Genomic DNA, 25,246 nt, shown 5'->3' with positions numbered 1-25,246 from the left:
CAGGCCATATCCGCCGCGAGGATGCCGCAGCTATAGGAGAGCGTGGCCTAACCCGCGATCTGGGTCACGCCAAGACCGAAAACGGCGCCGACGGGTATGCGTTCGGATGTCATATAGATTTCAACGCGACACGTTTTTCGAGTTCCTCGGCCTTTTCTTTCCTCTCGCTGTAGCGGTCGGTCAGATAGGCCGACGCGTCCCTCGTGAGAATGGTGCACTTGACGAGTTCCTCGCAGACATCGACGACTCGGTCGTAGAAGGATGACGGCTTCATGCGGCCGTCCGCGTCGAATTCCTGAAACGCTTTCGACACGGACGACTGGTTCGGGATCGTTATCATCCGCATCCAGCGTCCCAGAATGCGCATCTGGTTGACCGCGTTGAAAGACTGGCTTCCACCCGACACTTCCATGACCGCAAGCGTCTTGCCCTGCGTCGGGCGAACGGACCCAATGGACAGCGGTATCCAGTCGATCTGGGCCTTCATGATTCCGGTCATCGCGCCGTGACGCTCCGGGCTGACCCAGACCTGACCCTCGGACCACTCCGACAGTTGACGAAGTTCCTGCACCTTGGGGTGGCTGACCGGAGCCTCGTCAGGCAACGGCAAGCCGCTGGGATCGAACACACGGACCTCGCATCCGAGATGTTCGAGGAGGCGGCGGGCCTCGTGTGCCAGAAGCCTGCTATATGAGACTTCCCGAAGGGAGCCGTAGAGGATCAGGATACGCGGCTTGTGGGTCGAAAACGGTGGGCGCAGCGCGTCGCGATCCGGTGCCGTCAAAGGGTCGGTCATAGCTGGCAGATCAGACAACGCGCTTGCCCTCCTCGTTGAGGACCTGTTCTCCGTCCTCCTTCGTGAACGGACCGTTGAACGTCTCCGGCAGGATGTCGAGGACGGCCTCGGAGGGTCGTGCGAGCCGGGTGCCGAGCGGTGTGACGACAAACGGACGGTTGATGAGGATCGGTGCGTCGAGCATCGCGTCGAGAAGCTGGTCGTCGGTCAGTGCGGGATCGCCGAGACCGAGATCGGCGTATGGCGTTCCCTTTTCACGGATGGCCTGTCTGACCGTCAGCCCGGCATCCGAGATCATTTTCGCGAGCTCCGCACGCGACGGCGGCGTCTTCAGATATTCGATGATGTCTGGCTCGATTCCCGCGTGCCGGATCAGGGCCAGCGTGTTGCGCGAAGTTCCGCATTCGGGATTATGATAGATGGTGACATCCATGGTCAGGTCCTTTCGGAGACGGTGTTTCGGGAGACGGCCGGCGCGGCCTCGTACCAGTCCTTTGATCGGTTCACGATCCAAACGACCGAGAGCATGACGGGGACTTCGATGAGAACACCGACCACGGTGGCGAGTGCTGCACCCGACTGGAAACCGAACAGCGAGATGGCGGCGGCGACGGCAAGCTCGAAGAAATTCGAGGCGCCGATCAGCGCCGACGGTCCGGCGACACAGTGGCGTTCCCCGGCCATCCTGTTGAGGATGTAGGCGAGCCCCGAATTGAAATAGACCTGGATCAGGATCGGCACAGCCAACAGCGCGATGATTGTCGGCTGTGCGATGATCTGCTCCCCCTGGAAGCCGAACAGCAGGACCAGCGTCGCCAGAAGCGCCACAAGCGAAAGCGGCTGGAGTTTCGAGAGAACCTCCCCAAGCGCGCGCTCGGTGCCGTCAGACGTGAGGTGGACCCGGATCACCTGCGCGATTATGACCGGGACGACGATGTAAAGCGCGACCGATATCGCCAGCGTGTCCCATGGCACCGTGATCGCGGACAACCCGAGGAGCAGTGCGACGACAGGTGCGAACGCGATGATCATGATCGCGTCGTTCAGCGCGACCTGCGACAGCGTGAACAGCGGTTCGCCTTTCGTCAGGTTGCTCCAGACGAACACCATCGCCGTGCAGGGCGCCGCAGCAAGGATGATCAGGCCCGCGATGTAGGAATCGATCTGGTCGGCTGGTAGATAGGGACGGAACATCCATCCGACAAACAGCCATCCAAGGAGAGCCATGGAGAACGGCTTGATGGCCCAATTGATGAACAGGGTCACCCCGATCCCGCGCCAATAGCTGCCGACCTTAGAAAGCGAACGGAAGTCGATCTTCAAGAGCATCGGGATGATCATCAGCCAGATGAGGATCGCTACGGGAATATTGACCTTGGCGATCTCGGCAGAGCCGATTGTCTGGAAGACACCCGGCATCAAATGGCCGAGGGCAATGCCGACGATGATGCAGAGGAAGACCCAGATTGTGAGGTAGCGCTCAAACAAGGACATCAGGCACTTTCCTCCTGTGCTGAGGTCGAGCCTTCCATGCGACCGATCTGACGGAGCTTCTGTTCCAACGCCATCCTGTCGATAGAGGTCAGCGGAAGACTAAGGAATGCGGCGATGCGGTTCTTGAGGAACCTTGCGGCCTGGGCGAAGGCGCGCTGTACCTCGACATCGGAACCCTCGATGGCGGCCGGATCTTCGACACCCCAGTGCGCGGTCATCGGATGTCCGATCCAAACGGGACATGCCTCGCCCGCGGCGCTGTCGCAGACGGTGAAGATGAAATCCATCTCGGGAGCGCCGGGTTCAGAAAACACGTCCCAGTTCTTCGACGAGAAGCCCTTGGACGGATAGCCGAGGGCTTCCAGTTCACGCAGCGCATGCGGGTTGACCTCACCCTTGGGATGGCTCCCGGCGGAGAACGCCTTAAAACGGCCTTTGCCTTCATGATTGAGGATGGACTCGCCGAGAATAGAGCGAGCGGAATTGCCCGTGCAGAGGAAGAGCACGTTGTAGGTCTTGTCGGTCATTGTCGTGTCCCGTTGTTAGGTCGGTGGCCTCGTAAGTTTCATGACGGTCGCGGAGGCCAGGCAGATGCCCGAGAGCTGGCGGGCGGGGAGGACAAGTTCGGGCGCGTCGGATTGATCGACGATTGCGAACCCGAGGTCTTCGAAAGAATCAGAGGCTGTCGTTGTCGCAACATAGAGGTCCACAGCCTTCTCGACCTGTTCAAGGTGCATTGCCGTCATGACGGCCTCGGTGCGGGTGCGCAACAGGGGGAAAGTTCGGCGATCAACGGCGCGCAGAGCTCCGTCGACCCGCCGCAACAATCCTTCAGAAGGAACAGCGTCAGGTCACGGAATCCATCGAGGTCTGCCCGGTAGATAATCGAGCGGCTCTGGCGTTCGCTCTTGATGAGACCCGCCCTTGCCAGCGTGCCGAGGTGGGCCGACATGGTGTTTTGCGGAACGTCGAGTATTTTTGCAAGCTCCCCTGCAGCTACTCCGTTGGGCTCGTGGCGGACCAATGTTCTAAAAGTCTCGAGCCGTGTCGGCTGGGCAAGCGCGGACAAAGCGGTAATCGCAGCGTTGTTTTCCATATATCCAGAATAATGGATATGAAATCGATGTCAACGTGATTTTGCGGCAGCCGAACCGAGCCGCTTGTTCAAATGAGGGATGGCCATAGGATCACAAACGCGTGCGCAGCCACCTTTTACAGGTGGCGCGCCAGCCGTGCCAAAACGTAAACGCCGGAGAAACCGTTTTCACCATTTAACATACGAGGCAACAATCGGAACAGACTGACCAAGTGACGCAGCCTGATTATTGTGGCCAGGTAAAATAGTAATATGTGTTACCGACGGTGCCGAAATAGGCGCTTTCGCCGGATATGAGATCAATGTAGCTGCCGTTGTCGTCTTTCGCATAGGCCGTTCCATGCGCACGCTTGATGTGCTGCCTGAGGAAGGGGCTCCAGCCGATGGCGTCTATCCTGCCAGGAGCATTCTTTGTGCCGCTTGCGCCCCATGCTGTGATGACTACGCCCTCGATTGCGTCGAATATGCTGAGGGCGCTGGCATCTGCGGCCTTCAGCATGGCCTGTCCTTGAAAGGCGCTTGTCGGATCTTTCGACATCTCGATAAGCGTCGTTTTCAGGTTTTTCAAGAAAACGAGGTCGGTGATGCCCTCTACGTCGGCCTTCTCCGTCGTGATCGGTAAGGGCAGACCGGTGACGACGTGTTCGGCAGCGTCTGCTGCAAGTGCGGCGTGGGAGTGAATGGCTTTCAATGCAAGCTCGGTTGATGCGAGCTTGACGACATTGGCGAGTCCGGAGACCATAGTGTGTGGCGTCCCTCATTCTCAGCTCGTCGCATGCATCTGCGCCGGAACTGTCGCTTCCAGACGGAAAGCGAGCATTGATATGGTCCACTCTCATGAAAAGACCGGTGTGTGTGAGGTGAAATATACCTGACACAAACCGGTCTAGATTTCTCAACCTGCGCGAAGCTGGAGGCGCTTAATTCTCCTGTACGGAGACGCCGTTTGGCCCGATCTTCATTTCGACGCCCTTGGGCTTGCTTTCCTCGTTCCAGACGTATGCGCCAAGGCCGACCACGGCGATGAGAAGAGCGCCAATGATGAAGTAGAGACTGTTGGATCGTGTCATATGTTTCCCCTGTGCAGAAATGTGCGAGTGCTAAACGCATGAATTCGTGAGGGGTTCCGCAATTTAATAAGCGTTTTCTGATTTGAGCAAACGGATGGGTGTGAGAAACAGAATTTTGAGATCAAGCAACAGTGACCAGTTTTCAATGTAATAAAGATCATAGGCCGTGCGATTTTTAATCTTGTCTCCATGGTCGATCTCGCCGCGCCAGCCGTTTATTTGCGCCCATCCCGTCACGCCGGGTTTAACCTTATGACGTGCAAAATAATGCTCCACGACTTCGGTGTATTTCAGGTCTCCCGTCTGCGCGTGCACGGCATGGGGGCGCGGGCCGACGAGAGACAGATCACCTGCCAGAACGTTGAATAACTGCGGCAGCTCATCGATTGACGATTTTCGCAGGAATCGACCAACCGGTGTGACGCGAGGATCGTTCTTGGTCACGGCCTTCTTGGCCGTGGGGTCGCTCATTTCCGTGTACATAGAGCGAAACTTCCAGACATTGATTGTCTCATTATTGAACCCGTGTCGTTTCTGCTTGAACAAAACAGGGCCTTTGGAGGTCGATTTCACAGCGATCGCCGCACCCAGCATCACTGGCCAGAGTATCAGTATGGAAAACAGGCTGAAAAAAACGTCGAACACCCGCTTGGCGACTGAGTCCCAGTCGCGCAAAGGCTTGTCCATCACGTCCAGCATCGGCACATTTCCGATGTGGGAGTAAGAGCGGGGACGAAAGCGTAACTTGTTGGCTTGTGCGGCAATGCGGATATCGACGGGAAGCACCCACAATTGCCGAATGAGTTCCAGTATGCGTGCCTCCGCGCTCATGGGAATGGAGATGATCAGCATATCCAGCTTGGTCAAACGCGCAAATTCCACGAGTTCGGCAAAAGTGCCAAGTTTTGGATAGCCGGCAACGACCTCGGGAGACCGTGCGCTTTTCCGATCATCGAAAATACCACAGATGCGGATGTCATTGTCATGATCTTCAAGGGAGCGAATCAAATCCTTCGCCGCTTGTCCGCCGCCAACGATGACCGCGCGTCGTTCCATGACGCCGTTACGGCCCCAGTGGCGAATCGCCAAGCCAACAATGACCCGCTCGATGAGAATAAAGACCGCGCTGACAGTGAACCAAAGTGCCGATGTCTGCCACGAATAGACCGAGGCTGGAAGAAACGTCACCATCATGATGAATGTCAGTGCAAAGGCTGCCAGAAGCGAGCCTTGAACCCTTGGTATGGTCTGCACCGGGCGACGCAGCATGGGAAGCTGGTAGCAATCCGTGATCAGCAGAAAAATGGATGATAACGCGCCGGTACAGATACAGATCGCAACCAGCACAAGTTGAGAACTGAACTCCTGCGGGGCCTCCATCGCGTTGATGAAAATCCCGATGAGCACCAAAATGACGAATTCGAAAAGCCGCAGCTGTCCTATGACAATATTGGGAGAGTGACTTGTGGAGCGAAGCTGGTTGGCGACCTGAAGGGCAAGCGGGTTAAGGGTAGCCGGCTCACGGGCCGACGCATCTGGGGACTGCGACTTTTGCGAAAGCTGCTGGCGCAGTGCGTTCAGATCAATGGGATTATTTTCGCCTCCACCTTGGTCCATTGTATCTTTCCAAAGCCTCGAATGAAGGTCAGGTTACTAAAGGATTTACTAATAAACCCTTTAGGTCAACGTCACCGTGTCGCTTGCATCTTCTCTAACACGTGCACGACGGTTTGGCGTCGCTAAAACGCTGTCCTGGTGCATGTGTTCCTCAGTCCGGCCTTTCCGGACGAGCAAATAAGGGGGGCGGGATACGCAATACCTGTTTACCCGCAACTGTAAGTCGGTTGGAAACCTTTGGCTCGGTCCCATTTCAGACTATAAACTTTGTCGTGTTAGAGCTTCTTGAGGTGAGATGCAGCTGCCGGGCAGGGCCGTTGGTGCATTTTAGAAGAAGCGTTCGCGCACATATATCGTGTCGCCTGCTATGACGGGGCCAGAGATGATGATTCGGCCTGTCAGAACCTCGGCGTTGATTTTACGGGTAACGTCCACATCTCGCTGATTGGCGCGGGGTGTGAAGCCACCGGCGATGGCGATAGCATTTTGGGCCGTCATGCCGGGGACATAGGAATATTGGCCGGGTCTGCCGACTTCACCCATGACGAAAACCGGGCGATAGCGATCGATCTCGATCGTGACATCAGGATTCTTGAGAAAACCCTGGCGCAATTTTTGTGCAATGGCCGCTTCAAGCTGGGCGACGGTCTTGCCCCGCGCCGGTACTTGGCCGACGAGCGGAAAAGCGACGTAGCCTGCCTGATCGATGATGTAGGTATTCGTCAGTCCGGCCTGATCGAACACATTGACGCGCAGACGGTCGCCACTATCGAGGTGATAGGGTTGAAGCGCTGCCTCGTTAAAGGCGCGCGGTGCCGGCTTGTACGCAGAACAACCTGCAAGCGTTGTCGCCAAGGCAACGACCAATGCGGATATCAAACGTGGGGCAGCGAACGTCATCCGCAATCTTGCTCCAAATGCATTTCTTCATGCCGTTATCCCCTCCTTATGGTTAATGCCCCGTAAACAGGTGCCGATTCATTTTTCAATCATTAGTAATCACAGTGGTGCAGGAGAAGTTTAACGCTTGCGTTACCCGCACCTCGTAAAGTCGCGGCGACCAACGGAATGTGCCGGGGCGCCAACACTTTAGGAAATGACTTGGAAGACAATATGTCTCATGCAGATGACACAGACGCCACGCCACGGGAGCGCTTCAGCCTTCCGGTCAGCGACGTCGCGGATTTCCTCTCCATGCGTGGCGCAAAACCTGCCTTTGCATTCCTGTCTCCCAGTGGTGACGATGGCTCCACGGCCACGGTCATGCTGGCGCGCTCCATGGCTGAGCTTGGCCGTTCCATCGTGCTTGTGGATATGACGGTGTCGGGCTGTCCAACGCGGCTGATGTCACCGCAGGCGGGCCTTCCGGGTCTCGGCGATCTGCTGTTCGGCGATACGGCCTTTGGTGAGACGATCCATCACGACCGGCTGTCCAATGCCCATATCGTGCCACAAGGCATCGCCCAGCCCGTTCAGGCCGTGAAGATCATCGAGCGGCTGACCATGGTGCTGCATGCGCTGGCGGACACCTACGACACTCTTTTGCTGGAGTTCGGCGCATCCGATATCCAGGGTGTGACAACGCTGTTGAAATATGTGGATGCCGATATTGTTGTCTCATCGCCGGACGAAGCCCAGGCCGAACCCGCATTGGCGGAGCTTCTGGCTGCGGGTTACCCCGACGTGATGGTGATGACCGATAACGCGCCCACCAGAAGCGCATCATAGAGCTATTTTTGTTGTGTCGGCCCCGCCATCCATTTGATGATGAACATCGCTGGCAGGATCCAAAGCAGGCCTGAAACCAGGAAATAGGCCAGGTGCACCCACCATGGCTGATCGGATAGCGCTGCCGTGGCAAACGATGTCGCGACCACGGCATAAAGAACCACCAGACAGATGATGACGATGGTTCCGATGAATGATTTCAGGCGCGTGGGCATGGGGTTTTCCGTCTTGCAGATCCGTTGCCGCACTATACAGCCGCGACCCGATGCCGCAAAGCTTTAAGGCTTGATAGGGCGGCATAAGGGCTTGTTTTGCACGTTTCGTTGTTGCAAACCAAGGCATAAGACTTGTGGAGTGTCAGGAATGCAAACGAACACGATGGGTAAGGCTGAAACCTCTGTCGAGCAGAACCGTCCGGCGGCGCTGACAACGCAGGAAAAGAACCGCCGCCTGTTGCGCATCTGGCTGCGGGTTGTTCTGTTTACCCTGTTCTGCCTTGTGCTCGTCGGTGGGGCGACACGCCTGACGGAATCAGGTCTTTCGATCACCGAATGGAAGCCGATCCACGGTGCCGTTCCGCCGTTGTCCGCTGCCGAATGGGAAGAGGAATTCCAGCTTTACAAGCGCATTCCGCAATATCAGGAAATCAACAAAGGCATGTCGCTCAGCGAGTTCAAGACCATCTTCTGGTGGGAATGGGCGCATCGCCTGCTTGCGCGTGCGATCGGCCTGATCTTTGCGTTGCCGCTCGCCTATTTCTGGCTGACAGGTCGAATCGAAAAGCGCTTGAAGCTGCCTTTGATCGGCCTGCTCGCGCTGGGTGGTTTTCAAGGTTTCGTCGGCTGGTGGATGGTCTCCTCAGGCCTCGTGAACCGCACCGATGTTTCGCAGTACCGGCTGGCCACGCATCTGACGATCGCCTGTCTGATTTTCGCAGGATGCATGTGGATCTTGCGCGGACTGTCGCTCCACTCTCCACAGGCGGCGAGCGAGCAACGGGGCAGGGGTTTTGCCACGCTGCTGGCGGTGCTCTGTCTGTTCCAGATCTATCTCGGAGCGCTGGTGGCTGGCTTGAACGCCGGTCTGTCCTACAACACATGGCCGTTGATGGATGGTTCGCTCGTTCCCGGCGATCTTTTCCTTCAGCAGCCATGGTGGATCAACCTGTTCGAAAATCCAAAGACCGTGCAGTTCGTCCATCGTCTGGGCGCCTACGTGCTTCTTGCCGCAACGCTCTGGCACATGATCGACATGGCGCGAACACTCCCGAACACCCCCCAGGCGCGTCGCTCCATCCTGTTTTTCGCTCTTGTCTGCATGCAGGCGACACTTGGCATCACCACACTTCTGATGCACGTGAATATCCACGTCGCCCTGGCGCATCAGGGCATGGCGCTTCTGGTTCTCGCCTTTGCCATCGCCCACTGGCGCGGTTTCATTGGGGAATACCCGTTGCCGGGTGCGGTCGACGTCAGACGCTAGAGCAGCGATCTGGCGACGTCGATGAAGGCAAGGCGTTCGCGGGCGTTCTTGCTATCATCGAGCGCCACGTCGTCCTCCAGCGACCAGCAGATCGATAAGCCCGCATGGGCAATGGCATAGCGCAGCACCTTGTCTTCCGTGCAACCGAGAGCTCCGGCAAAGATCCTGGCCAGTGATCGGATACGATAGGGATCGATGATATCGGGCAGGGCGCCGATAGGGTTTCCGAAAATATTGGCAACATCATAGGCCGGGTCGCCAACAAGTCCCTGCGGGTCAATCGCCAGCCAGCCACGTGATTCGCCGGATATGATGTTGTCGTGATGCAAATCCCCGTGCAGGGCCTTGATGTCGCTTTGGTCGGCCAACAGCGTGCTGGCCAAATGCGCGCTGAAGCGCAGGGCATCCTTGATGCGCATATCCGATTCGATATCTGCACGCGCAAAGAGGGCCTTGAAATGCCGATCGAGCGACGTCAGTCCTTTGGGTATCCTGTTGCCGGGTGCATGCAGCTTTGCCAGCACATCGAGGATGATGGTGTTGGAGGCCGTTTCGTCATGCGCAAGGCGATGGGTGCGCAGCGTCGTATCGCCAGCGTCTTCGATCAGGCATACGGTTTCGGCTTGCGCCAGAAGGCGCACGGCCCCGTTGCCGCCCCGCCAGTGCAGATAGGCTATGCCAGGGCGTTCGCCCATACCACGAGGTTTCAGACTTTTCAGGATGGCCGCCGCGCCGCTTTCCAGTGTTACGCGATAAACAAGACTGCTGGGTGTATCGGCAATGAGAAAGGCGGAGGAGATGCTCCACCGCCTTGCAAGGTCGTCAGGAATTCGGCTGTTGTCCGAAGTGTCACTCATGCCGAAAGCATGAGTTCCATATTCTGGACGGCAGCGCCCGAAGCACCCTTGCCGAGATTGTCGAGAACGGCGACCAGATTGATGTGCTCGTCACTGCCGAACACAAACAGCTTCATCGTGTCCTGATTGACAAGTTCTTCCGCATCGATGCGCGACAGCGATTTGCTGTCGTCAAGCGGCACGACCTGAACGATGTTCTGTGCTGCGTAATGCGCAACAAGCGCGTCGTGAATGGATTTCAGCGTCGTTCCCTCGGCAAGGTCTCCAAGGAATAGCGGCACCTGCACGATCATGCCCTGCGCGAACCGGCCAACCGACGGGGAAAATAGGGGGGCACGGTTCAGAAGGCCATGATACTGCATTTCTGGCACGTGCTTGTGCTTCAGTGTCAGACCATAGAGAAAGTTATTGGCGCTGATGGCATCATCGCGGCTTGGGTCTTCCATCTGTGCAATCATCTGCTTGCCGCCACCGGTGTAACCGGAAACGGCATTGACGCTCACAGGGTAGCCATCCGGCAAAATGCCCGCATTCCGCAATGGCCTGATCAGACCGATGGCGCCCGTCGGGTAGCATCCGGGGTTTGCCACGAAGCGGGCAGACCTGACCTTTTCGGCCTGGGCCTTATCCATTTCAGCAAAGCCATAAGCCCAATCTGGGTGAATGCGGAAAGCGGTTGATGTGTCGATGATGCTGACATTGTTGTTGCCGGCCACCATCGAAACGGCCTCTTTCGAAGCGTCGTCGGGAAGGCACAGAATGGAAATGTCGGCACTGTTCAGCATGTCTTCGCGCATGGCTGCGTTGCGGCGCTCGGCCTCAGGAATGGACAGCAACTCGATATCGCGACGATCGGCAAGGCGTGTGCGGATCTGCAAGCCTGTCGTGCCGTGTTCGCCATCGATGAAGATTTTCGCTGCCATGTCCTTATCCTGTTCATTCAATAGGTTACGATCATGCGCGGAATCGGTTTGCCAAAGTCCTGAATCGATCTGTCAGCGTCTGGTCGCAAGCCATTCTCCACGCGTGCAAAGCATATACATCGCGACAACTGCTGCCGCAATGGCGGTCGTCCTTCACGTTACGTGCTGAACGTCGAAGTGTGGAGCGCCGCAATGCTGCATTAAGGGTTTGCTGATAGACTGTTCCTCTGTAATTTACCGGTATTGCTGAGACGCTTCCGGCGTGCCCATTCAACCCTGAAACTTAGGGACCGTCATGACGTATCGGCCTGAAATCGATGGTCTGCGCGCCATTGCCGTGCTGGGCGTGATCTTTGCGCATGCCAACTTCGCGATCTTCAGCGGCGGTTTCATGGGTGTCGATGTCTTCTTCGTCATCAGCGGATATCTGATAACGACCGTTATTCTCGATGCCCGTGCGAACGGAACGTTTTCACTGAGGGCCTTTTACGAGCGCCGCGCACGCAGGATAGTGCCCGCGCTTTTCTTCGTTCTCCTGTGCACACTTCCGCCTGCCTGGATGTGGCTTTTGCCGGACGCTTACGAAGCCTTTTCCAAAAGTCTGATGACGGCGACCTTGTCCGTTTCCAATGTCTACTTCCTCAGAAAGACCGACTATTTCGCACCCGACGCGGCCGAAGTGCCGCTGCTTCATACCTGGAGCCTGGGTGTCGAAGAGCAATTCTACCTGCTGTTTCCTTTGCTCTTTCTCTTGCCGTTGAAAACCAAAACCATTTTTCGGATTGTGGTCGTCGCGGCGATTGCGAGCCTTATCGCCAGCGAGATCGGAGCCCGGTTCTACCCGTCTGCCAATTATTATCTGTTGCCCACCCGCGCTTGGGAAATTCTGGTAGGCGCGCTTTGCGCCTTCTACGTGAACGGCCGACCCCGACCCGTCAACGGCGCATTAGCGTTCGCAGGCGTCGCGATGGTCCTGGCTGCTATATTCCTGTTCGATCCCGCCACGCTGGTTCCCTCGTTGATGGCACTGTTGCCGGTCGCAGGCGCTTGCGGGGTTCTGGTGTTCGCCTCTCGTGATACCTGGGCGGGTCGTATTCTGTCGCTTCCGCCTCTGGTCTGGATCGGACGTATCAGTTTCAGCACCTATCTCTGGCACCAGCCGGTTTTCGTGTTCTGGCGCATCAGAAGCACCGATGCCCCTTCGAACTGGGTCATGGGTGGTTTGATCCTGCTGACCGCCGCACTTGCAGCGTTCACGTGGCGTTTCGTCGAACAGCCCTTCCGAAGCAAAAGAATTGGTCTTCGTCGCTTCGTTGGCGTGGCTGCCGCGTGCGGGGTGGTCCTGATGAGCGTCGGCTTCTGGGGCGACGTTAAGGACGGCTTGCCGTTCCGCCTGTCGCCCGATGTGCAAAGTTTTGCCCAGAAAACGGTGTGGAGCGATACCTGCCTGTGGCAAGTCGAAGATGGGACCGCCCTCGTGCCCGATCCGAAATGCCTCTTCAATGCACAGGCGGGCAGGACCTACGCGCTATGGGGCGATTCCATTGCCGCCTCCATGGCGCCTTCGCTGGCGAACGCACTGAAAGGTCGAAATATAGGCCTCGTGCAGATCACCCATGGTTTTTGCGCGCCCATCATCGGCGTCTCCATGGCGCGGGAAGAGGGTGCCGTGCCGTGCGATGATGTCAACGCGCGAGCCCTGGCCTATCTAAACGAGACCAGGATCGACACCGTCATCCTCACGGCATCATGGGTCAGCTTTCTCAACACCAGCCACATGCGGATCGAAGGCAGGGAGCGCCTTGTCGATACGACGTCCCTGGGGGAGATGGCGAATAAATTGCGTGAGACGATCGAAGCCTTGCGGGCGAGCGGCAAGCGCGTGGTTGTCATCTATCCCAGCCCCCGTTTCGACAAGCCCGTCATCGACGTGATGGCAGCGCGGATCATCAAAGGCGACAAGGCGCCCGACTTTCCGTTTTCCGCTTCGAACTTCCAGGCCAATACGGCCCGTGCTCACGCGCTGCTGGATGCTGCCGTCCCTGATAATGTCGGCAAGGTCCTGCCCGAGACGATATTCTGCAACACGCAGGCACGAGACAGATGCCTCTACGGTCGTGCCGGTGTCGCTTATATCGCTGACAGAGGACACTACACGGCTGCGGGAGCTGCAATGGTGGTGGAAAGCGTTTTGCGCGAGTTGGATAGGGCGCAGACAACCACTAGCAACTGAGACAACACCCGCCAAACGAAAAAGGCGGAGCCAAAGCCCCGCCTTTCGATGTGTTGTATTCCGGTCGCGATTAACGCTTGGAGAACTGGAACGAACGGCGGGCCTTGGCCTTACCGTACTTCTTACGTTCAACAACACGGCTGTCGCGGGTCAGGAAGCCACCCTTCTTCAGAACCGAGCGCAAGCCGGGTTCGAAGTAGGTGAGGGCCTTGGAAACGCCGTGACGAACAGCACCGGCCTGGCCGGAAAGACCGCCACCAGCAACAGTTGCGATGATATCGAACTGGCCGGAACGGGCTGCTGCGATCAAAGGCTGCTGCAGGATCATCTGAAGGACGGGACGTGCGAAATACGTGGAGAAATCGCGACCGTTGATGATGATCTTGCCAGAGCCAGCCTTGACCCAAACGCGGGCGACAGCGTTCTTGCGCTTGCCGGTCGCGTAGGAGCGGCCGAGTGTGTCAACCTTGCGGACGTGCACGGGAGCAGAGGCTTCCGATGCAGGGGCGAGGTCTTTCAGTGAGGAAAGATCGGCCATTATCAGGCGCTCCTTACGTTCTTGCTGTTCAGCGCTGCAATGTCGAGAGCGACTGGCTGCTGAGCTTCGTGTGGATGGTTGGAACCGGCATAAACGCGAAGGTTCTTCATCTGGCGACGGCCAAGAGGACCACGAGGGATCATACGCTCGATAGCCTTTTCGAGAACGCGCTCCGGGAAGCGGCCTTCGATGATCTGGCGAACGGTACGTTCCTTGATGCCACCTGGGTAACCAGTGTGCCAGTAGTACTTCTTGTCGGAATACTTGTTGCCGGTGAAAACGCACTTTTCAGCGTTGATGATGATGACATTGTCGCCATCGTCGACGTGCGGTGTGTATGTTGCCTTGTGCTTACCGCGAAGACGGGTTGCAACAACAGTGGCGAGGCGACCAACAACGAGGCCTTCGGCGTCGATGATGATCCACTTCTTCTCCACCTCAGCGGGCTTCTGAACGAAAGTAGACATTCTTTTAACTTTCTCTAGGACCCGTCACGTTTCAAAGTGGAAATATGCGGGCGTTTCTTGTTGCTTGAGGCTGATCGCGAACGTTCAGCCGGAAAGACGGCGTTTCCGGGGAAAAACTATCTGGCGCGCTTATAAGCCGCCGGCAAAAGGCCGTCAACAACAGTCGAATTCAGGATCGTAAAAATTACCCAATGAAAACATTGGTTTAGTTGTGTGGTTTTATAGTACCACAATAAAGTTACTCTTAAATCAGCCGAGACGCATGATCAGCACGCCCAAAGCGATGATCGCACCGGCGATACAACGCCAGACGCTGGCCTTCTCCTTGAGAATGACAATGGAAATCACGACCGCAAAAAGAATGGATGTTTCCCGCAAAGCGGCAACGACGGCGACCGGCGCTTTCGTCATCGCCCAGAGCGCCAGCCCATAGGAAATGATCGAGCCTGCGCCGCCTGCCATTCCGCGCCACCAGTTGCGGCGAACATGGTGGGCCACTGGAGCCCATCCGCGCGAATACAGCGCCCAGCTCAACAGCAGAATTGGTGGCATCAGAGACATCCAGAGGGTGTATGAGATGGAGCTTGCCGAGAGCCGGGCGCCGACACCGTCAACAAAGGTGTAGCCGGCGATGACGACCGAATTGGCGAGCGCCAGCAGAATGGCGTGCCTTCCGCCGTGGCGTGCCTCGAAGGCCAATGTCAATATTCCCGAAGAGATGATGGCGATCCCGCCAAGCGCGGCGGGGCTTAGCGTTTCACCCAGAAACAGATTGCTGCTGGCTGCCACGATCAATGGCGCAACGCCGCGCATGATGGGGTAGACAAGACCGATGTCACCTGCCGTGTAGGCTGCCGCGACCAGACGGAAATAGGTGAATTGCAAGATCGCCGATACCAGCAGGAAGGGCAGGGCGGCCACACCGGGAAATGGCACGAACGGTAGAAAGGGTAGGGAGCACACCGCGGCACCCGCAGCAATCAGGGTTGCGTCCAGCCCCTTGTCCGTGCCGGATTTGACCAGCGCATTCCAGCTGGCGTGCAAGAGCGCGCCCAGCAAAACCAATAGGAGCACGTCAATCGACATGGGAGACTCGCTGATGACCCAACCTCGACAAGCTCTAGTATGACTGTGGATCCATTGCACTCACCAAAGGCGATCTTTCAGCGGCTCGACCCGATTATCACACGCATTTCAGTCATTCGATCAATGTCGAGCGGCTTCACAAAGCCCGCCTATCAAAAACCGCAGCGTGCAGGCGGGTTGGTTTCAAACGTTTATATGAGTCTTTTAAAGGTGTTTGAACCCGAAACCAGAAAAAACGCATCTTACTAATGTAACTATCAGTAGTTTCTAAAATACGACGAACAAAGATTGCACAAACAATGTACAATTGTGGATTAAGAGGGGTGATGACGCAATCATTCGTGGTAAGTTCCGCCGCGTGAAGACAGAGAGCTTGGAGAAAAAGCTTTCTTCGACGCCCCATCGCGCCGATAATGGCGTCACAGTTTTGTCTGGGAGGATGACCATGAACCACGAAACGTACGACGATGAAACAATCTGTCGGATTTTGACCGACGTTAAAACCATTGCCGTTCTGGGAGCGTCGCCCAACTCATCCAGACCCAGCTATGGTGTCATGCAGTTTCTGCTGTCCAGAGGATACGCTGTGTTTCCGGTCAATCCGGGGCAGGAGGGCAAGGAAATCCTCGGCCAGAAGGTTTATGCCAAGCTCGCGGATATTCCGGAGGCCATCGACATGGTCGACGTGTTCCGCGCCGCAGACAACCTGCCTGCTATTGTCGACGAGGTGATCTTGCTATCGCCACGCCCAAAGGTGATCTGGGGCCAGCTTTCTGTCCGGCATGATGACGCAGCCGCCAGGGCCGAGGCTTACGGCATAGACGTTGTGATGAACCGTTGTCCCGCCATTGAGCATCCACGTCTCAATATCGCATGATAGTTAGCATAAGTCGCACTTATCATTCGCTGCTGGCGCAGTATGATTTCCCATGCCCTGACAGCAGGCAAATGTAATTTGGAGGGATATATGTCACAGAACAATCCGGGTTTTTCGACGCTGGCCATTCACGCCGGTGCCGAACCCGACCCGACCACCGGTGCGCGCGCCACACCGATTTACCAGACGACCGCCTACGCGTTTCGCGATTCGGATCACGCGGCTGCCTTGTTCGGACTGAAGGAATTCGGCAACATCTACACCCGCATCATGAACCCCACGCAGGCGGTTCTGGAAGAGCGGGTGGCAGCCTTGGAAGGCGGCACGGCCGCGCTTGCGGTTGCGTCCGGCCATGCCGCCCAGCTTCTCGTTTTTCACACGCTGCTGACATCGGGTGACAATTTCATCGCCGCACGCCAGCTTTATGGTGGCTCCATCAACCAGTTCGGCCAGTCCTTCAAGGGATTTGGCTGGCAGGTGCGCTGGGCGGATGCCGCCGATCCCGAAAGTTTCGAACGCCAGATCGATGAGCGCACCAAGGCGATTTTCATCGAAAGTCTCGCCAATCCCGGTGGCACCTTTGTGGATATCGCCGCGATTGCGGAGATCGCCCACAAGCATGGTCTCCCCTTGATCGTCGACAACACCATGGCCAGCCCCTATTTGCTGCGCCCCATTGAGCATGGTGCCGATATCGTGGTTCACTCCCTGACGAAATTTCTCGGCGGCCATGGAAACTCCATGGGTGGGATCATCGTCGATGGCGGAACGTTCGACTGGTCGGCCAACGATAAATATCCCGCGCTGTCCCAGCCAAGACCCGAATATTCCGGCGTCGTTCTGCATCAGACCTTTGGCAATTTTGCTTTTGCCATCGCAACCCGTGTGTTGGGTCTGCGGGACCTCGGCCCCTCCATCGCGCCGTTCAATGCCTTCCTCATTCTCACCGGAATAGAAACGCTACCGCTGCGCGTCCAGCGCCATTCCGACAACGCCCTTGCCGTTGCCAAGTGGCTGAGAGCGCATCCAAAGGTGAGTTGGGTCAACTATGCCGGTCTGGAGGACAGTGACAACTATGCGCTCCAGCAGCGCTACTCGCCAAAAGGCGCGGGTTCCGTTTTCACTTTCGGCGTGAAGGGCGGCTACGATATCGGAAAGGCGCTGGTCGAAGGGCTGCAACTGTTTTCGCATCTTGCCAATATCGGCGACACCCGGTCTCTGGTGATCCACCCCGCATCCACCACACATGCGCAACTGACCCCTGAACAGCAAACTGCAGCCGGTGCCGGACCCGATGTCGTGCGCCTGTCCATCGGTATCGAGGATGTGAAAGACATCATTGCAGACCTTGAGCAAGCGCTCGCCAAGGTTTGATCAAAAAGAAAGGTCGCCCATGACGCTTCGTCTCAATTTCAAGCCCGAGGGTGACCTCGCAAACGTCCAGCCTGAGGCGGGTGCTCCCGCACCCGACCGGCTGATCTCGGGCGACCCTCAATTCACCACCTGGAATATCGAGGAAGCCACCGGCGGCCTTTACGCCGGTATCTGGCAATCGACGCCCGGGAAATGGCGCGTTGAATATGACGAGTGGGAATATTTCAACATTCTGGAAGGGCATTCCATTCTGACCGAAGACGGTGCCGAGCCCATCCACCTGAAAACCGGCGACCGCATGATCCTCAGACCCGGCTTCAAAGGAAGCTGGGAAGTGATTGAAACGACTCGCAAGGATTATGTCGTCAGGTTGTGACGCTCATCATCACCAAACCAGATCCAGCCGCTCCAGCCCATGGAAATGATACACATCCTTCACCGTTGGCCGCTTTGATATGCGCAGACCCGGCAGTCGCTTGAACAGCAGTGGCAACACGATGTTCAGTTCCAGCCTTGCCAGCGGCGCGCCGATACAGAAGTGAATGCCTGCGCCAAAAGACAGGTTGGGTGCTTCGGCACGGTCGGGCTTGAAGGTCAGCGGTTCGCTGAATTTGCGCGGATCGAGATTGGCAGCGGCGAGGATGAGGCTGACTTTGTCACCACGTTTGAACGTGATCCCGTCAATCTCGACCCGCTCCAGCGCCCAGCGTTGGAAGATGTGCACCGGGGCTCCGATGCGCAACGTTTCCTCAACCACTCTCTCGGTCGACGCCTCGTCCTGAAACAGCAGGCCAGGGTCGTGGCCGCTTTCGAGGATGACGCGCACGGAGTTGCCAATCTGGTGAACGGTTGCCTCGTGCCCGGCGTTCAGCAGAACGATGGTGGTCGAAATCAGCTCGTCATCGGTAAGATACTGCCCCTTATGCTCCGTGTGGATCATGTGGCTCAGAAGATCGTCCTTCGGTTCGGCCCGGCGCTCTTCGATCACGCTGCGGACGTACTCGGAAAATTCCTGAGCGGCGCTATCTGCGGCCAGCTCATCCTCATGGCTTCGCTTGAACATATACATGCCGACATAGGCGTGCGACCATTTCAGAAGCTGCGGACCCATCTCTTCGGGAATGCCGATCATCCGCGCAATCATCGTCACGGGAATGATATCCGCAAAGGATGACAGCAACTCCGTCTTGCCCTTCGTCTCGAAGCGGTCGATCAGACCATTGGCGAGTGCTTCGATCTCCGGCTTCATCTTTTCCACATGGCGCGATACGAAAGCGCGGTTCACCAACGTCCTGAGCCTCGTGTGCTCCGGCGGTTCTATTTCCAGCAGCGAATGACGCTCAGCCGCATCGAAATGCCTGACGTGCTCTAAGGGCTGGGGAAGACCTATCTCTTCACGGGTCGCGACATGTAGGATTTGTCGTCCAAAGCGCCTGTCGCGCAGCAAAGCGTTCACATGGTCATAGCCGGTAAAGAACCACTGCTTCTGCTCTTGCCAATAAAAGGTTGGGCAGTGCTCATGCAACGCCTCATAAACGAGGTTGGGATTGCCATAAAAGGCGGGGTTGCGAGCGTTGAGCGACACAGACCGTTTCTCGGTGTCGATGTGGAGGAAATCAGGCACGTTTTTCATGCCCGATCCCTATCGCAAACCAACCGCTCACGGAAGTGATTCTATTCGCCGACAGCCACACCTTCACGACGTGGATCGGCGCTGCCAACAAGTCCGTTTCCTGTGATCTCAATGGCTTGCAGTCCTGAGTTCATCTCGCCCGGCTTCACCTCATAACCCATGGCTTTCAGCGGTTCTGCAAACTTTTCAGCATCCGTGCCCGCCTCGATATCATAGGTGCCGAAGCGATTGATCAGGTGTGGTTGCGCCACGATCTTTTCCACCGGCATGCCCCAGTCGATATAGGCAATCAGCGCCTGCGCAACGTAGCCGATGATCTGACTGCCGCCGGGCGAGCCGATGGCCAGAAGCGGCTTGCCGTCCTTCATGACGATTGTCGGTGCCATGGAGGAACGCGGGCGTTTTCCCGGCTCCACCCGGTTGGCGACCGGTAGCCCGCCATCATGTGTCTTGAAGGAAAAATCGGTCAACTCGTTGTTGAGAAGGAAGCCGTTGGTCATCAGCCGCGACCCAAAACCGCTTTCGATGGTCGTCGTCATGGACACCACATTGCCTTGGCGGTCGACGATCACGAAATGACTGGTGGATGGCATCTCCAGTGTCGGGCCACGGCCATAGAGCATTGCGTGATCCCATTGCGGTTCGCCCGCTTTGACCTCGTCGGCGCCAAGCGGCTTGTCGCCATCCAAAAGCGATGCGCGCGTCGCAAGATAGTCCTTCGTCAGCAAGCCCTTGGTGGGAAGTGGAAGGAAATCGGGGTCTGCCAGGTAGCGTTCCCGGTCTGCGAAGGCCAGCCGCTGTGCGTCGCCGATCAGGCGCCAGCTTTCGACATTTTCCGGTCCGAGCGCCTTGATGTCGAAGTTTTCGAGGGTGCCCAGCATCTGGCCGACGGCGACTGCACCAGAGGAGGGCGGGCCCATCCCGCAGACATCCAGCGCGCGATATGTGGCGCAGACCGGCTCACGCTCCTTGGTCCGATAATTCGCAAGGTCTGCCATTGAGAGCACGCCGGGATTGCCAGCTGCCTCTCGCACTGTCTTGACGATGGCCTCGGCAATCGGCCCGGTGTAAAACGCATCCGCGCCCTTGGTCGCAATGGTTTTGAGCGTTTGTGCATAGGCTGGGTTTTTCAGGACGGTGCCTGCCTTCAGCGACGCGCCGGAGGCATCGTAGAAATAGCCACGTGGTCCGTCGTATTTTTTCAGCCTTTCACCGTCCGACGCGATCAGCGATGCGAGGCGTGGCGAGACCTTGAAACCTTGGGAGGCGAGCGTTTCCGCCGGTTTGAAAAGCTCTGCCCACGGCGTTTTTCCGTATTTTTTATGGACGTCGGAGAGCAGGCGCACCGTTCCCGGTGTGCCGACCGAACGACCACCTATGACGGCATCCATGAATTTCAGCGGCTGGCCGCTCTCATCGAGGAAGAGCTTCGGTGTCGCTTCCATCGGCGCAGTTTCGCGTCCGTCGAACGTGGTCAGCTTTTTGGCTGCTGCGTCGTAATAGACAAGGAAGCCACCGCCACCCAGGCCGGAACTCTGGGGTTCGACGAGGCCCAGAACCGTTTGCACGGCAACGAGTGCGTCGATGGCGTTGCCGCCATCAGCGATGACCTTCCGGCCCGCTTCCGAGGCAAGAGGATTGGCCGCCGCAACCATGAAATCTTTCGTTTCGACACGGGTTGCTGCTTTTGTACCGGTTGCCCGTTCAGGCGCCAGCGTGTCCGATGCCTGTTGCGCCTGAGCGGAACCGGTGATGAGTGCGGACGATATCAAAAGGCTTGTGAAAAACCTGACGCGCATGACGAACCCTCTATTGCCTGTGTACGGCATGATGGAATCCCGGGCGTGCAAAGGTCAAGTCGTGGTCTATCGATTGGCGATATGCGATATGCGCGTCAAGGCTGCCACCTGTCTATCGGCATTGTTGTCGCATGGGTCCTCGTCTCGGTCATTGGCTGGCACGACAATGTTGATGGAGCCGTCACGCACCACCGTGCGGTTGCGACCTTCCTTCTTGGCGCCGTAAAGTGCGCGGTCTGACATCGTCAGCAGGATGTCGAGGACCGCGTCATCAGCAGTCTGGCAAAACACCCCTGCGCTGACCGTTGCCGAAAACGGTTTGCCATCTGCGACAATCTCCAGACGGCTGAACCGAATACGGATGGCTTCTGCCAGGATTGCAACCTTGGCGGGGTCGTCCGTCTCGACCAGGCAACCGAACTCCTCGCCACCCATCCGGATCAACAAGCCCTGGCCTTCCACGATCTGGCAGGCCTGCCCACAGAACCTGACCAGCACCTCGTCGCCACATTGGTGGCCGTAGGCATCGTTGATCTTTTTGAAGTTGTCGATATCGAAGAGGATGAAACCCAGATGTTTCGATGTGCCGACAAGCCCTGTTTTCAGCCTCCTAAACTCTTCCATCAAACCACGACGGTTCAGCGTTCCGGTCAGATGGTCGGTCATGGCAAGACGGTGCAGCCGTCGTTCCGCGTCTTCCATGAACATTTTAACGCTGATCATCATCAAGACGACGAAGCCGAACGCGCCTGCGATGGCAACCGGGGTCGTCAGCGGCACGATCTGGCCCGTCGCGTAATTATAGGGAATAACAAGAGAGGCAGCGATTGCGCCCATGAAGGCCTGGATGACGAGCGCTGCTGCCAGCACTTTCCGGGTTTTGGAAATGAAGTCCTTCGATGTCAGCAAAACGCCAGCCAGCATGAAATAGCCTATGGCGGCGCAGGCATGATAGAGGATGACCCGCGCTGCCATGGTGTCGCGCACGGGTGGAACGAACATGAAGGCGATCCAGGTCAGCGCCGGGATGGCAATCCAGCCTTCGATGCGGCGGTTCTCCAGTAGCAGAAGAGCCGCCAGCCAAAAACTGAACGCCGCCAGCACAGAAATGTTACCGATCTGGATGGACAGGAAATCGGGGATGGATCCGCGTAGCGCGACCAGAATGGCGCCGATGCCGACAAGCGCGAAGCCGGAAGCAAAACACAAGTGATGCTTTTTCGTGGTGTTGTGCAACCACAGTACGGCCAACACGGCTGAAAGCGTCAAGCTTTCCATAGACCAAATGAGCATGCCCGTCTTGGCGTCTAACACTGATCAAATCCCATCTGTCTGAACGGCTTATCGACGACACCACCGCACCGCTTTTCGCGCGGCCGCATTGCCATCTTGAAATCTTTCCCAGCAAAAATCCTTTAATCACCCGCAGGTGATAAAAATCCGGCTCGGCGACACTATCACGATGAAAAACTAAGAAGTCGTTTCTACTTCACGTTACGAGAGGCTACGATTGTTTTATTGTCGAAGGTTTAACCGTTGGTTGACCACTATTGCGTTTCACGGTTGATGAGGCCACTTATAGCTGGATTAGCCATGGTGCCTTTTCATGCAGCCCTGTAAGGCGACACGTGATTTTGCCGGGACGTCATTAAGGATATCCGTCACCTCAGTCTTGAAGAACCGGGCAATCACACTCTATGTAGAGAGTAGACGAATAGAATTGATTCCGGATGCCAACGGCTCCGGGTAAGAGTTGACAAAGGACGGACATGACAAATCCAGTTGATACCGCCATGGCTCTGGTGCCAATGGTCGTTGAGCAGACCAATCGCGGCGAACGGTCCTATGATATCTACTCGCGTCTTTTGAAAGAGCGGATCATCTTCCTGACTGGTCCGGTGGAAGATCATATGGCGTCGCTCGTTTGCGCCCAGCTGCTTTTCCTCGAATCGGAAAACCCGAAGAAGGAAATCGCGCTGTACATCAATTCTCCAGGCGGTGTGGTGACGGCCGGCATGGCGATTTACGATACGATGCAGTTTATTCGTCCCGCCGTATCCACGCTCTGCGTCGGCCAGGCCGCTTCGATGGGGTCGCTATTGCTGGCCGCCGGTGAAAAGGGCATGCGCTTCTGCACACCGAACGCCCGTATCATGGTTCATCAACCATCTGGCGGTTTCCAGGGGCAGGCATCCGACATCGAGCGCCATGCACGCGACATCATCAAAATGAAACGCCGCCTCAATGACGTCTATGTGAAGCACACCGGTCGTACGCTTGATGAAGTTGAAAATACGCTTGATCGTGACCACTTCATGGATGCTGATGAGGCCAAGAACTGGGGCGTCATCGACAAAATCCTGACATCGCGTCAGGAACTTGAGGGCGCTGTCGCCAGCTAGGCCGCCACTGAGTTGCACCGTATTCGACCTATCGAAGTCACATTCGGGGTTTAAACGGGAAAATAAAGCGGTAATAGTAGATATTAAGGCCGTGTTGAATTTTTATGACATAGCTTGTGGCCGTCCAACAAAAGCCTGATTCGGCTATGGGCGCTGATAACGAGATAAATGCCGAGGCATGCCTTGCCTTGGCTGTAGAGGGGAATTCGTTGCCGCCGCTTTCGGGTGTTTCACCTGAGGCGGTTAGTACCCCCCGGGAACGAAGCGGACAGGGAAGCTTGAGCGAAGCGGCCATGTCGGCGGACGGTAAGTTGACCGCGTTTCGCTTGGCGGAACTGCGGCGTGCTGGAAGGAAAGAGATATGAGCAAAGTCAGCGGCAGCAACGGCGGCGACTCTAAGAATACACTCTATTGTTCATTCTGCGGCAAGAGCCAGCACGAAGTCCGGAAACTCATTGCCGGACCGACGGTATTCATCTGCGATGAATGCGTCGAATTGTGCATGGATATCATCCGCGAGGAGAACAAGACATCGATGGTGAAGTCGCGCGAGGGTGTGCCCACCCCGCAGGACATCATCAAGATCCTCGATGAGTATGTTATCGGCCAGAAGCAGGCGAAGAAAATCCTGTCTGTGGCGGTTCACAACCATTACAAGCGCCTGGCTCACGCCTCCAAGAACGGTGAAATCGAGCTGGCGAAGTCGAACATCATGCTCGTAGGTCCAACCGGTTGCGGTAAGACCTATCTGGCGCAGACACTCGCGCGCATCATCGACGTTCCCTTCACCATGGCTGACGCAACAACACTGACCGAAGCCGGTTATGTGGGTGAAGATGTTGAAAACATCATTCTCAAGCTGCTCCAGTCTGCCGACTACAACGTTGAACGCGCCCAGCGCGGCATCGTCTACATCGACGAAGTGGACAAGATTTCCCGCAAGTCGGACAACCCGTCGATTACGCGTGACGTGTCGGGCGAGGGCGTTCAGCAGGCGCTTCTGAAGATCATGGAAGGCACGGTTGCCTCCGTTCCTCCACAGGGTGGACGCAAGCATCCGCAGCAGGAGTTCCTGCAGGTGGATACGACCAACATCCTGTTCATCTGCGGCGGTGCGTTCGCTGGCCTCGACAAGATCATTTCTGCCCGTGGCGAAAAGACCTCCATTGGGTTTGGCGCGACGGTGAAGGCGGAAGACGATCGTCGTGTTGGAGAAGTGCTGCGCGAACTCGAGCCGGAAGATCTGGTCAAGTTCGGCCTTATCCCGGAATTCATCGGTCGTCTGCCCGTTCTGGCAACGCTCGAGGATCTCGATGAGGATGCGCTGATCCAGATTCTGTCGGAGCCGAAGAACGCGCTGATCAAGCAGTACCAGCGTTTGTTCGAGATGGAAGACGTGGAACTGACGTTCCAGGGAGATGCTCTTCGGGAGATCGCCCGCAAGGCGATTACCCGCAAGACCGGTGCTCGTGGATTGCGTTCGATCATGGAGAAGATCCTGCTCGATACGATGTTCGAGTTGCCGACGCTGGAAGGTGTTCGCGAGGTTGTCATCTCTGACGAGGTCGTCAGCGGCGCCGCGCGTCCTCTCTACATCTATGCGGATCGTCAGGAAGAGAAAGCCAACGTTTCGGCCTGATCTCTCATCAACCGTTGATCACAGTGAAAGACCCGCCTCTGGCGGGTCAGACTGCTGACAAACCCCTGGTCACATCGGGGGGGTTATGATTCATTGGGACATGTTGAAGAAACCTGCTCCCGAACAGACGGCTCT

27 protein-coding genes are annotated in these 25,246 nt (G+C 56.9%); 8 read left to right on the top strand and 19 right to left on the bottom strand.

What is annotated here, in order from left to right; all coding sequences use genetic code 11:
• Positions 1-109 precede the first annotated feature (109 nt).
• The 10 genes from arsH to GGQ73_RS20265 form a co-directional block, all read right to left on the bottom strand.
• A complete protein-coding gene (gene arsH, locus GGQ73_RS20310) occupies positions 110-796 on the bottom strand; it encodes an arsenical resistance protein ArsH (protein ID WP_183897679.1) in 687 nt (228 codons plus the stop codon).
• A gap of 10 nt (positions 797-806) precedes the next feature.
• Positions 807-1,229 carry an arsenate reductase (glutaredoxin) gene (gene arsC / locus GGQ73_RS20305; protein ID WP_174152690.1) on the bottom strand — a complete coding sequence of 141 codons (423 nt, stop codon included), beginning with the start codon at positions 1,227-1,229 and terminating at the stop codon, positions 807-809.
• Positions 1,230-1,231: 2 nt separating this feature from the next.
• A complete protein-coding gene (gene arsB / locus GGQ73_RS20300) occupies positions 1,232-2,290 on the bottom strand; it encodes an ACR3 family arsenite efflux transporter (RefSeq protein WP_183897636.1) in 1,059 nt (352 codons plus the stop codon).
• Positions 2,290-2,817, bottom strand: coding sequence for an arsenate reductase ArsC (locus tag GGQ73_RS20295; RefSeq protein ID WP_183897635.1), 528 nt, complete (start codon positions 2,815-2,817; stop codon positions 2,290-2,292). The genes arsB and GGQ73_RS20295 overlap by 1 nt, the downstream gene beginning before the upstream one ends.
• Before the next feature lie 15 nt (positions 2,818-2,832).
• Entirely contained in the window at positions 2,833-3,036 is a 204-nt protein-coding gene (locus GGQ73_RS20290) for a hypothetical protein (protein WP_183897634.1), read from the bottom strand.
• Positions 3,033-3,386 (bottom strand): ArsR/SmtB family transcription factor, encoded by a 354-nt coding sequence (locus tag GGQ73_RS20285; protein WP_183897633.1) that lies wholly within the window; start codon positions 3,384-3,386, stop codon positions 3,033-3,035. Before GGQ73_RS20285 ends, GGQ73_RS20290 begins: the two co-directional genes overlap by 4 nt.
• 226 nt (positions 3,387-3,612) lie before the next feature.
• On the bottom strand, positions 3,613-4,128 hold the full coding sequence (locus GGQ73_RS20280; protein WP_183897632.1) for a hypothetical protein: 516 nt from the start codon (positions 4,126-4,128) through the stop codon (positions 3,613-3,615).
• A gap of 178 nt (positions 4,129-4,306) precedes the next feature.
• A complete protein-coding gene (locus tag GGQ73_RS20275) occupies positions 4,307-4,456 on the bottom strand; it encodes a hypothetical protein (protein ID WP_174152695.1) in 150 nt (49 codons plus the stop codon).
• Between the two features lie 63 nt (positions 4,457-4,519).
• The gene (locus GGQ73_RS20270) at positions 4,520-6,073 is read right to left on the bottom strand and encodes an undecaprenyl-phosphate glucose phosphotransferase (protein ID WP_183897631.1); all 1,554 of its coding nucleotides are present in this window, start codon (positions 6,071-6,073) and stop codon (positions 4,520-4,522) included.
• A gap of 327 nt (positions 6,074-6,400) precedes the next feature.
• Entirely contained in the window at positions 6,401-6,973 is a 573-nt protein-coding gene (locus tag GGQ73_RS20265; protein ID WP_174152697.1) for a polysaccharide biosynthesis/export family protein, read from the bottom strand.
• Between the two features lie 213 nt (positions 6,974-7,186).
• On the opposite strand from GGQ73_RS20265, the gene GGQ73_RS20260 reads away from it, so the two are divergent.
• Entirely contained in the window at positions 7,187-7,801 is a 615-nt protein-coding gene (locus GGQ73_RS20260) for a tyrosine-protein kinase family protein (protein WP_174152698.1), read from the top strand.
• Between the two features lie 2 nt (positions 7,802-7,803).
• On the opposite strand, the gene GGQ73_RS20255 is transcribed toward GGQ73_RS20260, so the two are convergent.
• Entirely contained in the window at positions 7,804-8,016 is a 213-nt protein-coding gene (locus GGQ73_RS20255) for a DUF2842 domain-containing protein (protein ID WP_183897630.1), read from the bottom strand.
• A gap of 163 nt (positions 8,017-8,179) precedes the next feature.
• Here GGQ73_RS20255 and GGQ73_RS20250 point away from each other — a divergent pair, with 163 nt between their 5' ends.
• Positions 8,180-9,283 carry a COX15/CtaA family protein gene (locus GGQ73_RS20250; RefSeq protein WP_183897678.1) on the top strand — a complete coding sequence of 368 codons (1,104 nt, stop codon included), beginning with the start codon at positions 8,180-8,182 and terminating at the stop codon, positions 9,281-9,283.
• On the opposite strand, the gene GGQ73_RS20245 is transcribed toward GGQ73_RS20250, so the two are convergent.
• Positions 9,280-10,140 carry an aminoglycoside phosphotransferase family protein gene (locus GGQ73_RS20245; protein ID WP_183897629.1) on the bottom strand — a complete coding sequence of 287 codons (861 nt, stop codon included), beginning with the start codon at positions 10,138-10,140 and terminating at the stop codon, positions 9,280-9,282. The genes GGQ73_RS20250 and GGQ73_RS20245 overlap by 4 nt on opposite strands.
• Positions 10,137-11,063, bottom strand: coding sequence for an N-acetyl-gamma-glutamyl-phosphate reductase (gene argC, locus GGQ73_RS20240; protein WP_183897628.1), 927 nt, complete (start codon positions 11,061-11,063; stop codon positions 10,137-10,139). The genes GGQ73_RS20245 and argC overlap by 4 nt, the downstream gene beginning before the upstream one ends.
• A 295-nt stretch (positions 11,064-11,358) precedes the next feature.
• Here argC and GGQ73_RS20235 point away from each other — a divergent pair, with 295 nt between their 5' ends.
• On the top strand, positions 11,359-13,296 hold the full coding sequence (locus GGQ73_RS20235) for an acyltransferase family protein (RefSeq protein WP_183897627.1): 1,938 nt from the start codon (positions 11,359-11,361) through the stop codon (positions 13,294-13,296).
• A gap of 70 nt (positions 13,297-13,366) precedes the next feature.
• On the opposite strand, the gene rpsI is transcribed toward GGQ73_RS20235, so the two are convergent.
• From rpsI to GGQ73_RS20220, 3 genes are all read right to left on the bottom strand, one after another.
• Positions 13,367-13,834 carry a 30S ribosomal protein S9 gene (rpsI, locus tag GGQ73_RS20230; protein ID WP_174152703.1) on the bottom strand — a complete coding sequence of 156 codons (468 nt, stop codon included), beginning with the start codon at positions 13,832-13,834 and terminating at the stop codon, positions 13,367-13,369.
• Positions 13,835-13,836: 2 nt separating this feature from the next.
• Positions 13,837-14,301: a 50S ribosomal protein L13 gene (gene rplM / locus GGQ73_RS20225; protein ID WP_174152704.1), complete on the bottom strand. Its 465-nt coding sequence runs from the start codon at positions 14,299-14,301 to the stop codon at positions 13,837-13,839.
• A gap of 249 nt (positions 14,302-14,550) precedes the next feature.
• The gene (locus GGQ73_RS20220) at positions 14,551-15,387 is read right to left on the bottom strand and encodes a DMT family transporter (protein WP_183897626.1); all 837 of its coding nucleotides are present in this window, start codon (positions 15,385-15,387) and stop codon (positions 14,551-14,553) included.
• A gap of 445 nt (positions 15,388-15,832) precedes the next feature.
• Here GGQ73_RS20220 and GGQ73_RS20215 point away from each other — a divergent pair, with 445 nt between their 5' ends.
• From GGQ73_RS20215 to GGQ73_RS20205, 3 genes are all read left to right on the top strand, one after another.
• The gene (locus GGQ73_RS20215; RefSeq protein ID WP_183897625.1) at positions 15,833-16,264 is read left to right on the top strand and encodes a CoA-binding protein; all 432 of its coding nucleotides are present in this window, start codon (positions 15,833-15,835) and stop codon (positions 16,262-16,264) included.
• A gap of 90 nt (positions 16,265-16,354) precedes the next feature.
• A complete protein-coding gene (locus tag GGQ73_RS20210; RefSeq protein WP_183897624.1) occupies positions 16,355-17,638 on the top strand; it encodes an O-acetylhomoserine aminocarboxypropyltransferase in 1,284 nt (427 codons plus the stop codon).
• 19 nt (positions 17,639-17,657) lie between these two features.
• Positions 17,658-18,014 carry a cupin domain-containing protein gene (locus GGQ73_RS20205; protein WP_183897623.1) on the top strand — a complete coding sequence of 119 codons (357 nt, stop codon included), beginning with the start codon at positions 17,658-17,660 and terminating at the stop codon, positions 18,012-18,014.
• A 9-nt stretch (positions 18,015-18,023) separates the two neighbouring features.
• Here the strand turns inward: GGQ73_RS20205 and GGQ73_RS20200 are convergent, their stop codons facing one another.
• From GGQ73_RS20200 to GGQ73_RS20190, 3 genes are all read right to left on the bottom strand, one after another.
• Positions 18,024-19,271, bottom strand: a complete 1,248-nt coding sequence (locus GGQ73_RS20200) for a cytochrome P450 (protein WP_183897622.1) — start codon at positions 19,269-19,271, stop codon at positions 18,024-18,026.
• A 41-nt stretch (positions 19,272-19,312) separates the two neighbouring features.
• Positions 19,313-21,070, bottom strand: a complete 1,758-nt coding sequence (gene ggt, locus GGQ73_RS20195; RefSeq protein WP_183897677.1) for a gamma-glutamyltransferase — start codon at positions 21,068-21,070, stop codon at positions 19,313-19,315.
• A gap of 66 nt (positions 21,071-21,136) precedes the next feature.
• A complete protein-coding gene (locus GGQ73_RS20190) occupies positions 21,137-22,363 on the bottom strand; it encodes a GGDEF domain-containing protein (protein WP_210290189.1) in 1,227 nt (408 codons plus the stop codon).
• A 476-nt stretch (positions 22,364-22,839) separates the two neighbouring features.
• On the opposite strand from GGQ73_RS20190, the gene clpP reads away from it, so the two are divergent.
• Both clpP and clpX read left to right on the top strand, forming a co-directional pair.
• Positions 22,840-23,472, top strand: a complete 633-nt coding sequence (gene clpP, locus GGQ73_RS20185; RefSeq protein ID WP_174152712.1) for an ATP-dependent Clp endopeptidase proteolytic subunit ClpP — start codon at positions 22,840-22,842, stop codon at positions 23,470-23,472.
• Between the two features lie 361 nt (positions 23,473-23,833).
• Complete coding sequence (gene clpX, locus GGQ73_RS20180; protein ID WP_174152713.1) at positions 23,834-25,111, top strand: ATP-dependent Clp protease ATP-binding subunit ClpX; 1,278 nt, start codon at positions 23,834-23,836, stop codon at positions 25,109-25,111.
• The last annotated feature ends 135 nt before the right edge of the window (positions 25,112-25,246 follow it).

Source organism: Rhizobium skierniewicense, assembly GCF_014196515.1.
Classification (GTDB): Bacteria; Pseudomonadota; Alphaproteobacteria; order Rhizobiales; family Rhizobiaceae; genus Agrobacterium; species Agrobacterium skierniewicense.
The sequence above is the reverse complement of the archived record's forward strand: the minus strand, read 5'-3'. Positions and strand labels throughout refer to the sequence as shown.

What these genes read in the sequence shown, in the direction of transcription:
- arsH (WP_183897679.1), bottom strand. Translation starts at nt 796, where the DNA reads ATGACCGACCCTTTGACGGCACCGGATCGCGACGCGCTGCGCCCACCG.
- arsC (WP_174152690.1), bottom strand. Translation starts at nt 1,229, where the DNA reads ATGGATGTCACCATCTATCATAATCCCGAATGCGGAACTTCGCGCAAC.
- arsB (WP_183897636.1), bottom strand. Translation starts at nt 2,290, where the DNA reads ATGTCCTTGTTTGAGCGCTACCTCACAATCTGGGTCTTCCTCTGCATC.
- GGQ73_RS20295 (WP_183897635.1), bottom strand. Translation starts at nt 2,817, where the DNA reads ATGACCGACAAGACCTACAACGTGCTCTTCCTCTGCACGGGCAATTCC.
- GGQ73_RS20290 (WP_183897634.1), bottom strand. Translation starts at nt 3,036, where the DNA reads ATGACGGCAATGCACCTTGAACAGGTCGAGAAGGCTGTGGACCTCTAT.
- GGQ73_RS20285 (WP_183897633.1), bottom strand. Translation starts at nt 3,386, where the DNA reads ATGGAAAACAACGCTGCGATTACCGCTTTGTCCGCGCTTGCCCAGCCG.
- GGQ73_RS20280 (WP_183897632.1), bottom strand. Translation starts at nt 4,128, where the DNA reads ATGGTCTCCGGACTCGCCAATGTCGTCAAGCTCGCATCAACCGAGCTT.
- GGQ73_RS20275 (WP_174152695.1), bottom strand. Translation starts at nt 4,456, where the DNA reads ATGACACGATCCAACAGTCTCTACTTCATCATTGGCGCTCTTCTCATC.
- GGQ73_RS20270 (WP_183897631.1), bottom strand. Translation starts at nt 6,073, where the DNA reads ATGGACCAAGGTGGAGGCGAAAATAATCCCATTGATCTGAACGCACTG.
- GGQ73_RS20265 (WP_174152697.1), bottom strand. Translation starts at nt 6,973, where the DNA reads ATGACGTTCGCTGCCCCACGTTTGATATCCGCATTGGTCGTTGCCTTG.
- GGQ73_RS20260 (WP_174152698.1), top strand. Translation starts at nt 7,187, where the DNA reads ATGTCTCATGCAGATGACACAGACGCCACGCCACGGGAGCGCTTCAGC.
- GGQ73_RS20255 (WP_183897630.1), bottom strand. Translation starts at nt 8,016, where the DNA reads ATGCCCACGCGCCTGAAATCATTCATCGGAACCATCGTCATCATCTGT.
- GGQ73_RS20250 (WP_183897678.1), top strand. Translation starts at nt 8,180, where the DNA reads ATGGGTAAGGCTGAAACCTCTGTCGAGCAGAACCGTCCGGCGGCGCTG.
- GGQ73_RS20245 (WP_183897629.1), bottom strand. Translation starts at nt 10,140, where the DNA reads ATGAGTGACACTTCGGACAACAGCCGAATTCCTGACGACCTTGCAAGG.
- argC (WP_183897628.1), bottom strand. Translation starts at nt 11,063, where the DNA reads ATGGCAGCGAAAATCTTCATCGATGGCGAACACGGCACGACAGGCTTG.
- GGQ73_RS20235 (WP_183897627.1), top strand. Translation starts at nt 11,359, where the DNA reads ATGACGTATCGGCCTGAAATCGATGGTCTGCGCGCCATTGCCGTGCTG.
- rpsI (WP_174152703.1), bottom strand. Translation starts at nt 13,834, where the DNA reads ATGGCCGATCTTTCCTCACTGAAAGACCTCGCCCCTGCATCGGAAGCC.
- rplM (WP_174152704.1), bottom strand. Translation starts at nt 14,301, where the DNA reads ATGTCTACTTTCGTTCAGAAGCCCGCTGAGGTGGAGAAGAAGTGGATC.
- GGQ73_RS20220 (WP_183897626.1), bottom strand. Translation starts at nt 15,387, where the DNA reads ATGTCGATTGACGTGCTCCTATTGGTTTTGCTGGGCGCGCTCTTGCAC.
- GGQ73_RS20215 (WP_183897625.1), top strand. Translation starts at nt 15,833, where the DNA reads ATGAACCACGAAACGTACGACGATGAAACAATCTGTCGGATTTTGACC.
- GGQ73_RS20210 (WP_183897624.1), top strand. Translation starts at nt 16,355, where the DNA reads ATGTCACAGAACAATCCGGGTTTTTCGACGCTGGCCATTCACGCCGGT.
- GGQ73_RS20205 (WP_183897623.1), top strand. Translation starts at nt 17,658, where the DNA reads ATGACGCTTCGTCTCAATTTCAAGCCCGAGGGTGACCTCGCAAACGTC.
- GGQ73_RS20200 (WP_183897622.1), bottom strand. Translation starts at nt 19,271, where the DNA reads ATGAAAAACGTGCCTGATTTCCTCCACATCGACACCGAGAAACGGTCT.
- ggt (WP_183897677.1), bottom strand. Translation starts at nt 21,070, where the DNA reads ATGCGCGTCAGGTTTTTCACAAGCCTTTTGATATCGTCCGCACTCATC.
- GGQ73_RS20190 (WP_210290189.1), bottom strand. Translation starts at nt 22,363, where the DNA reads ATGCTCATTTGGTCTATGGAAAGCTTGACGCTTTCAGCCGTGTTGGCC.
- clpP (WP_174152712.1), top strand. Translation starts at nt 22,840, where the DNA reads ATGACAAATCCAGTTGATACCGCCATGGCTCTGGTGCCAATGGTCGTT.
- clpX (WP_174152713.1), top strand. Translation starts at nt 23,834, where the DNA reads ATGAGCAAAGTCAGCGGCAGCAACGGCGGCGACTCTAAGAATACACTC.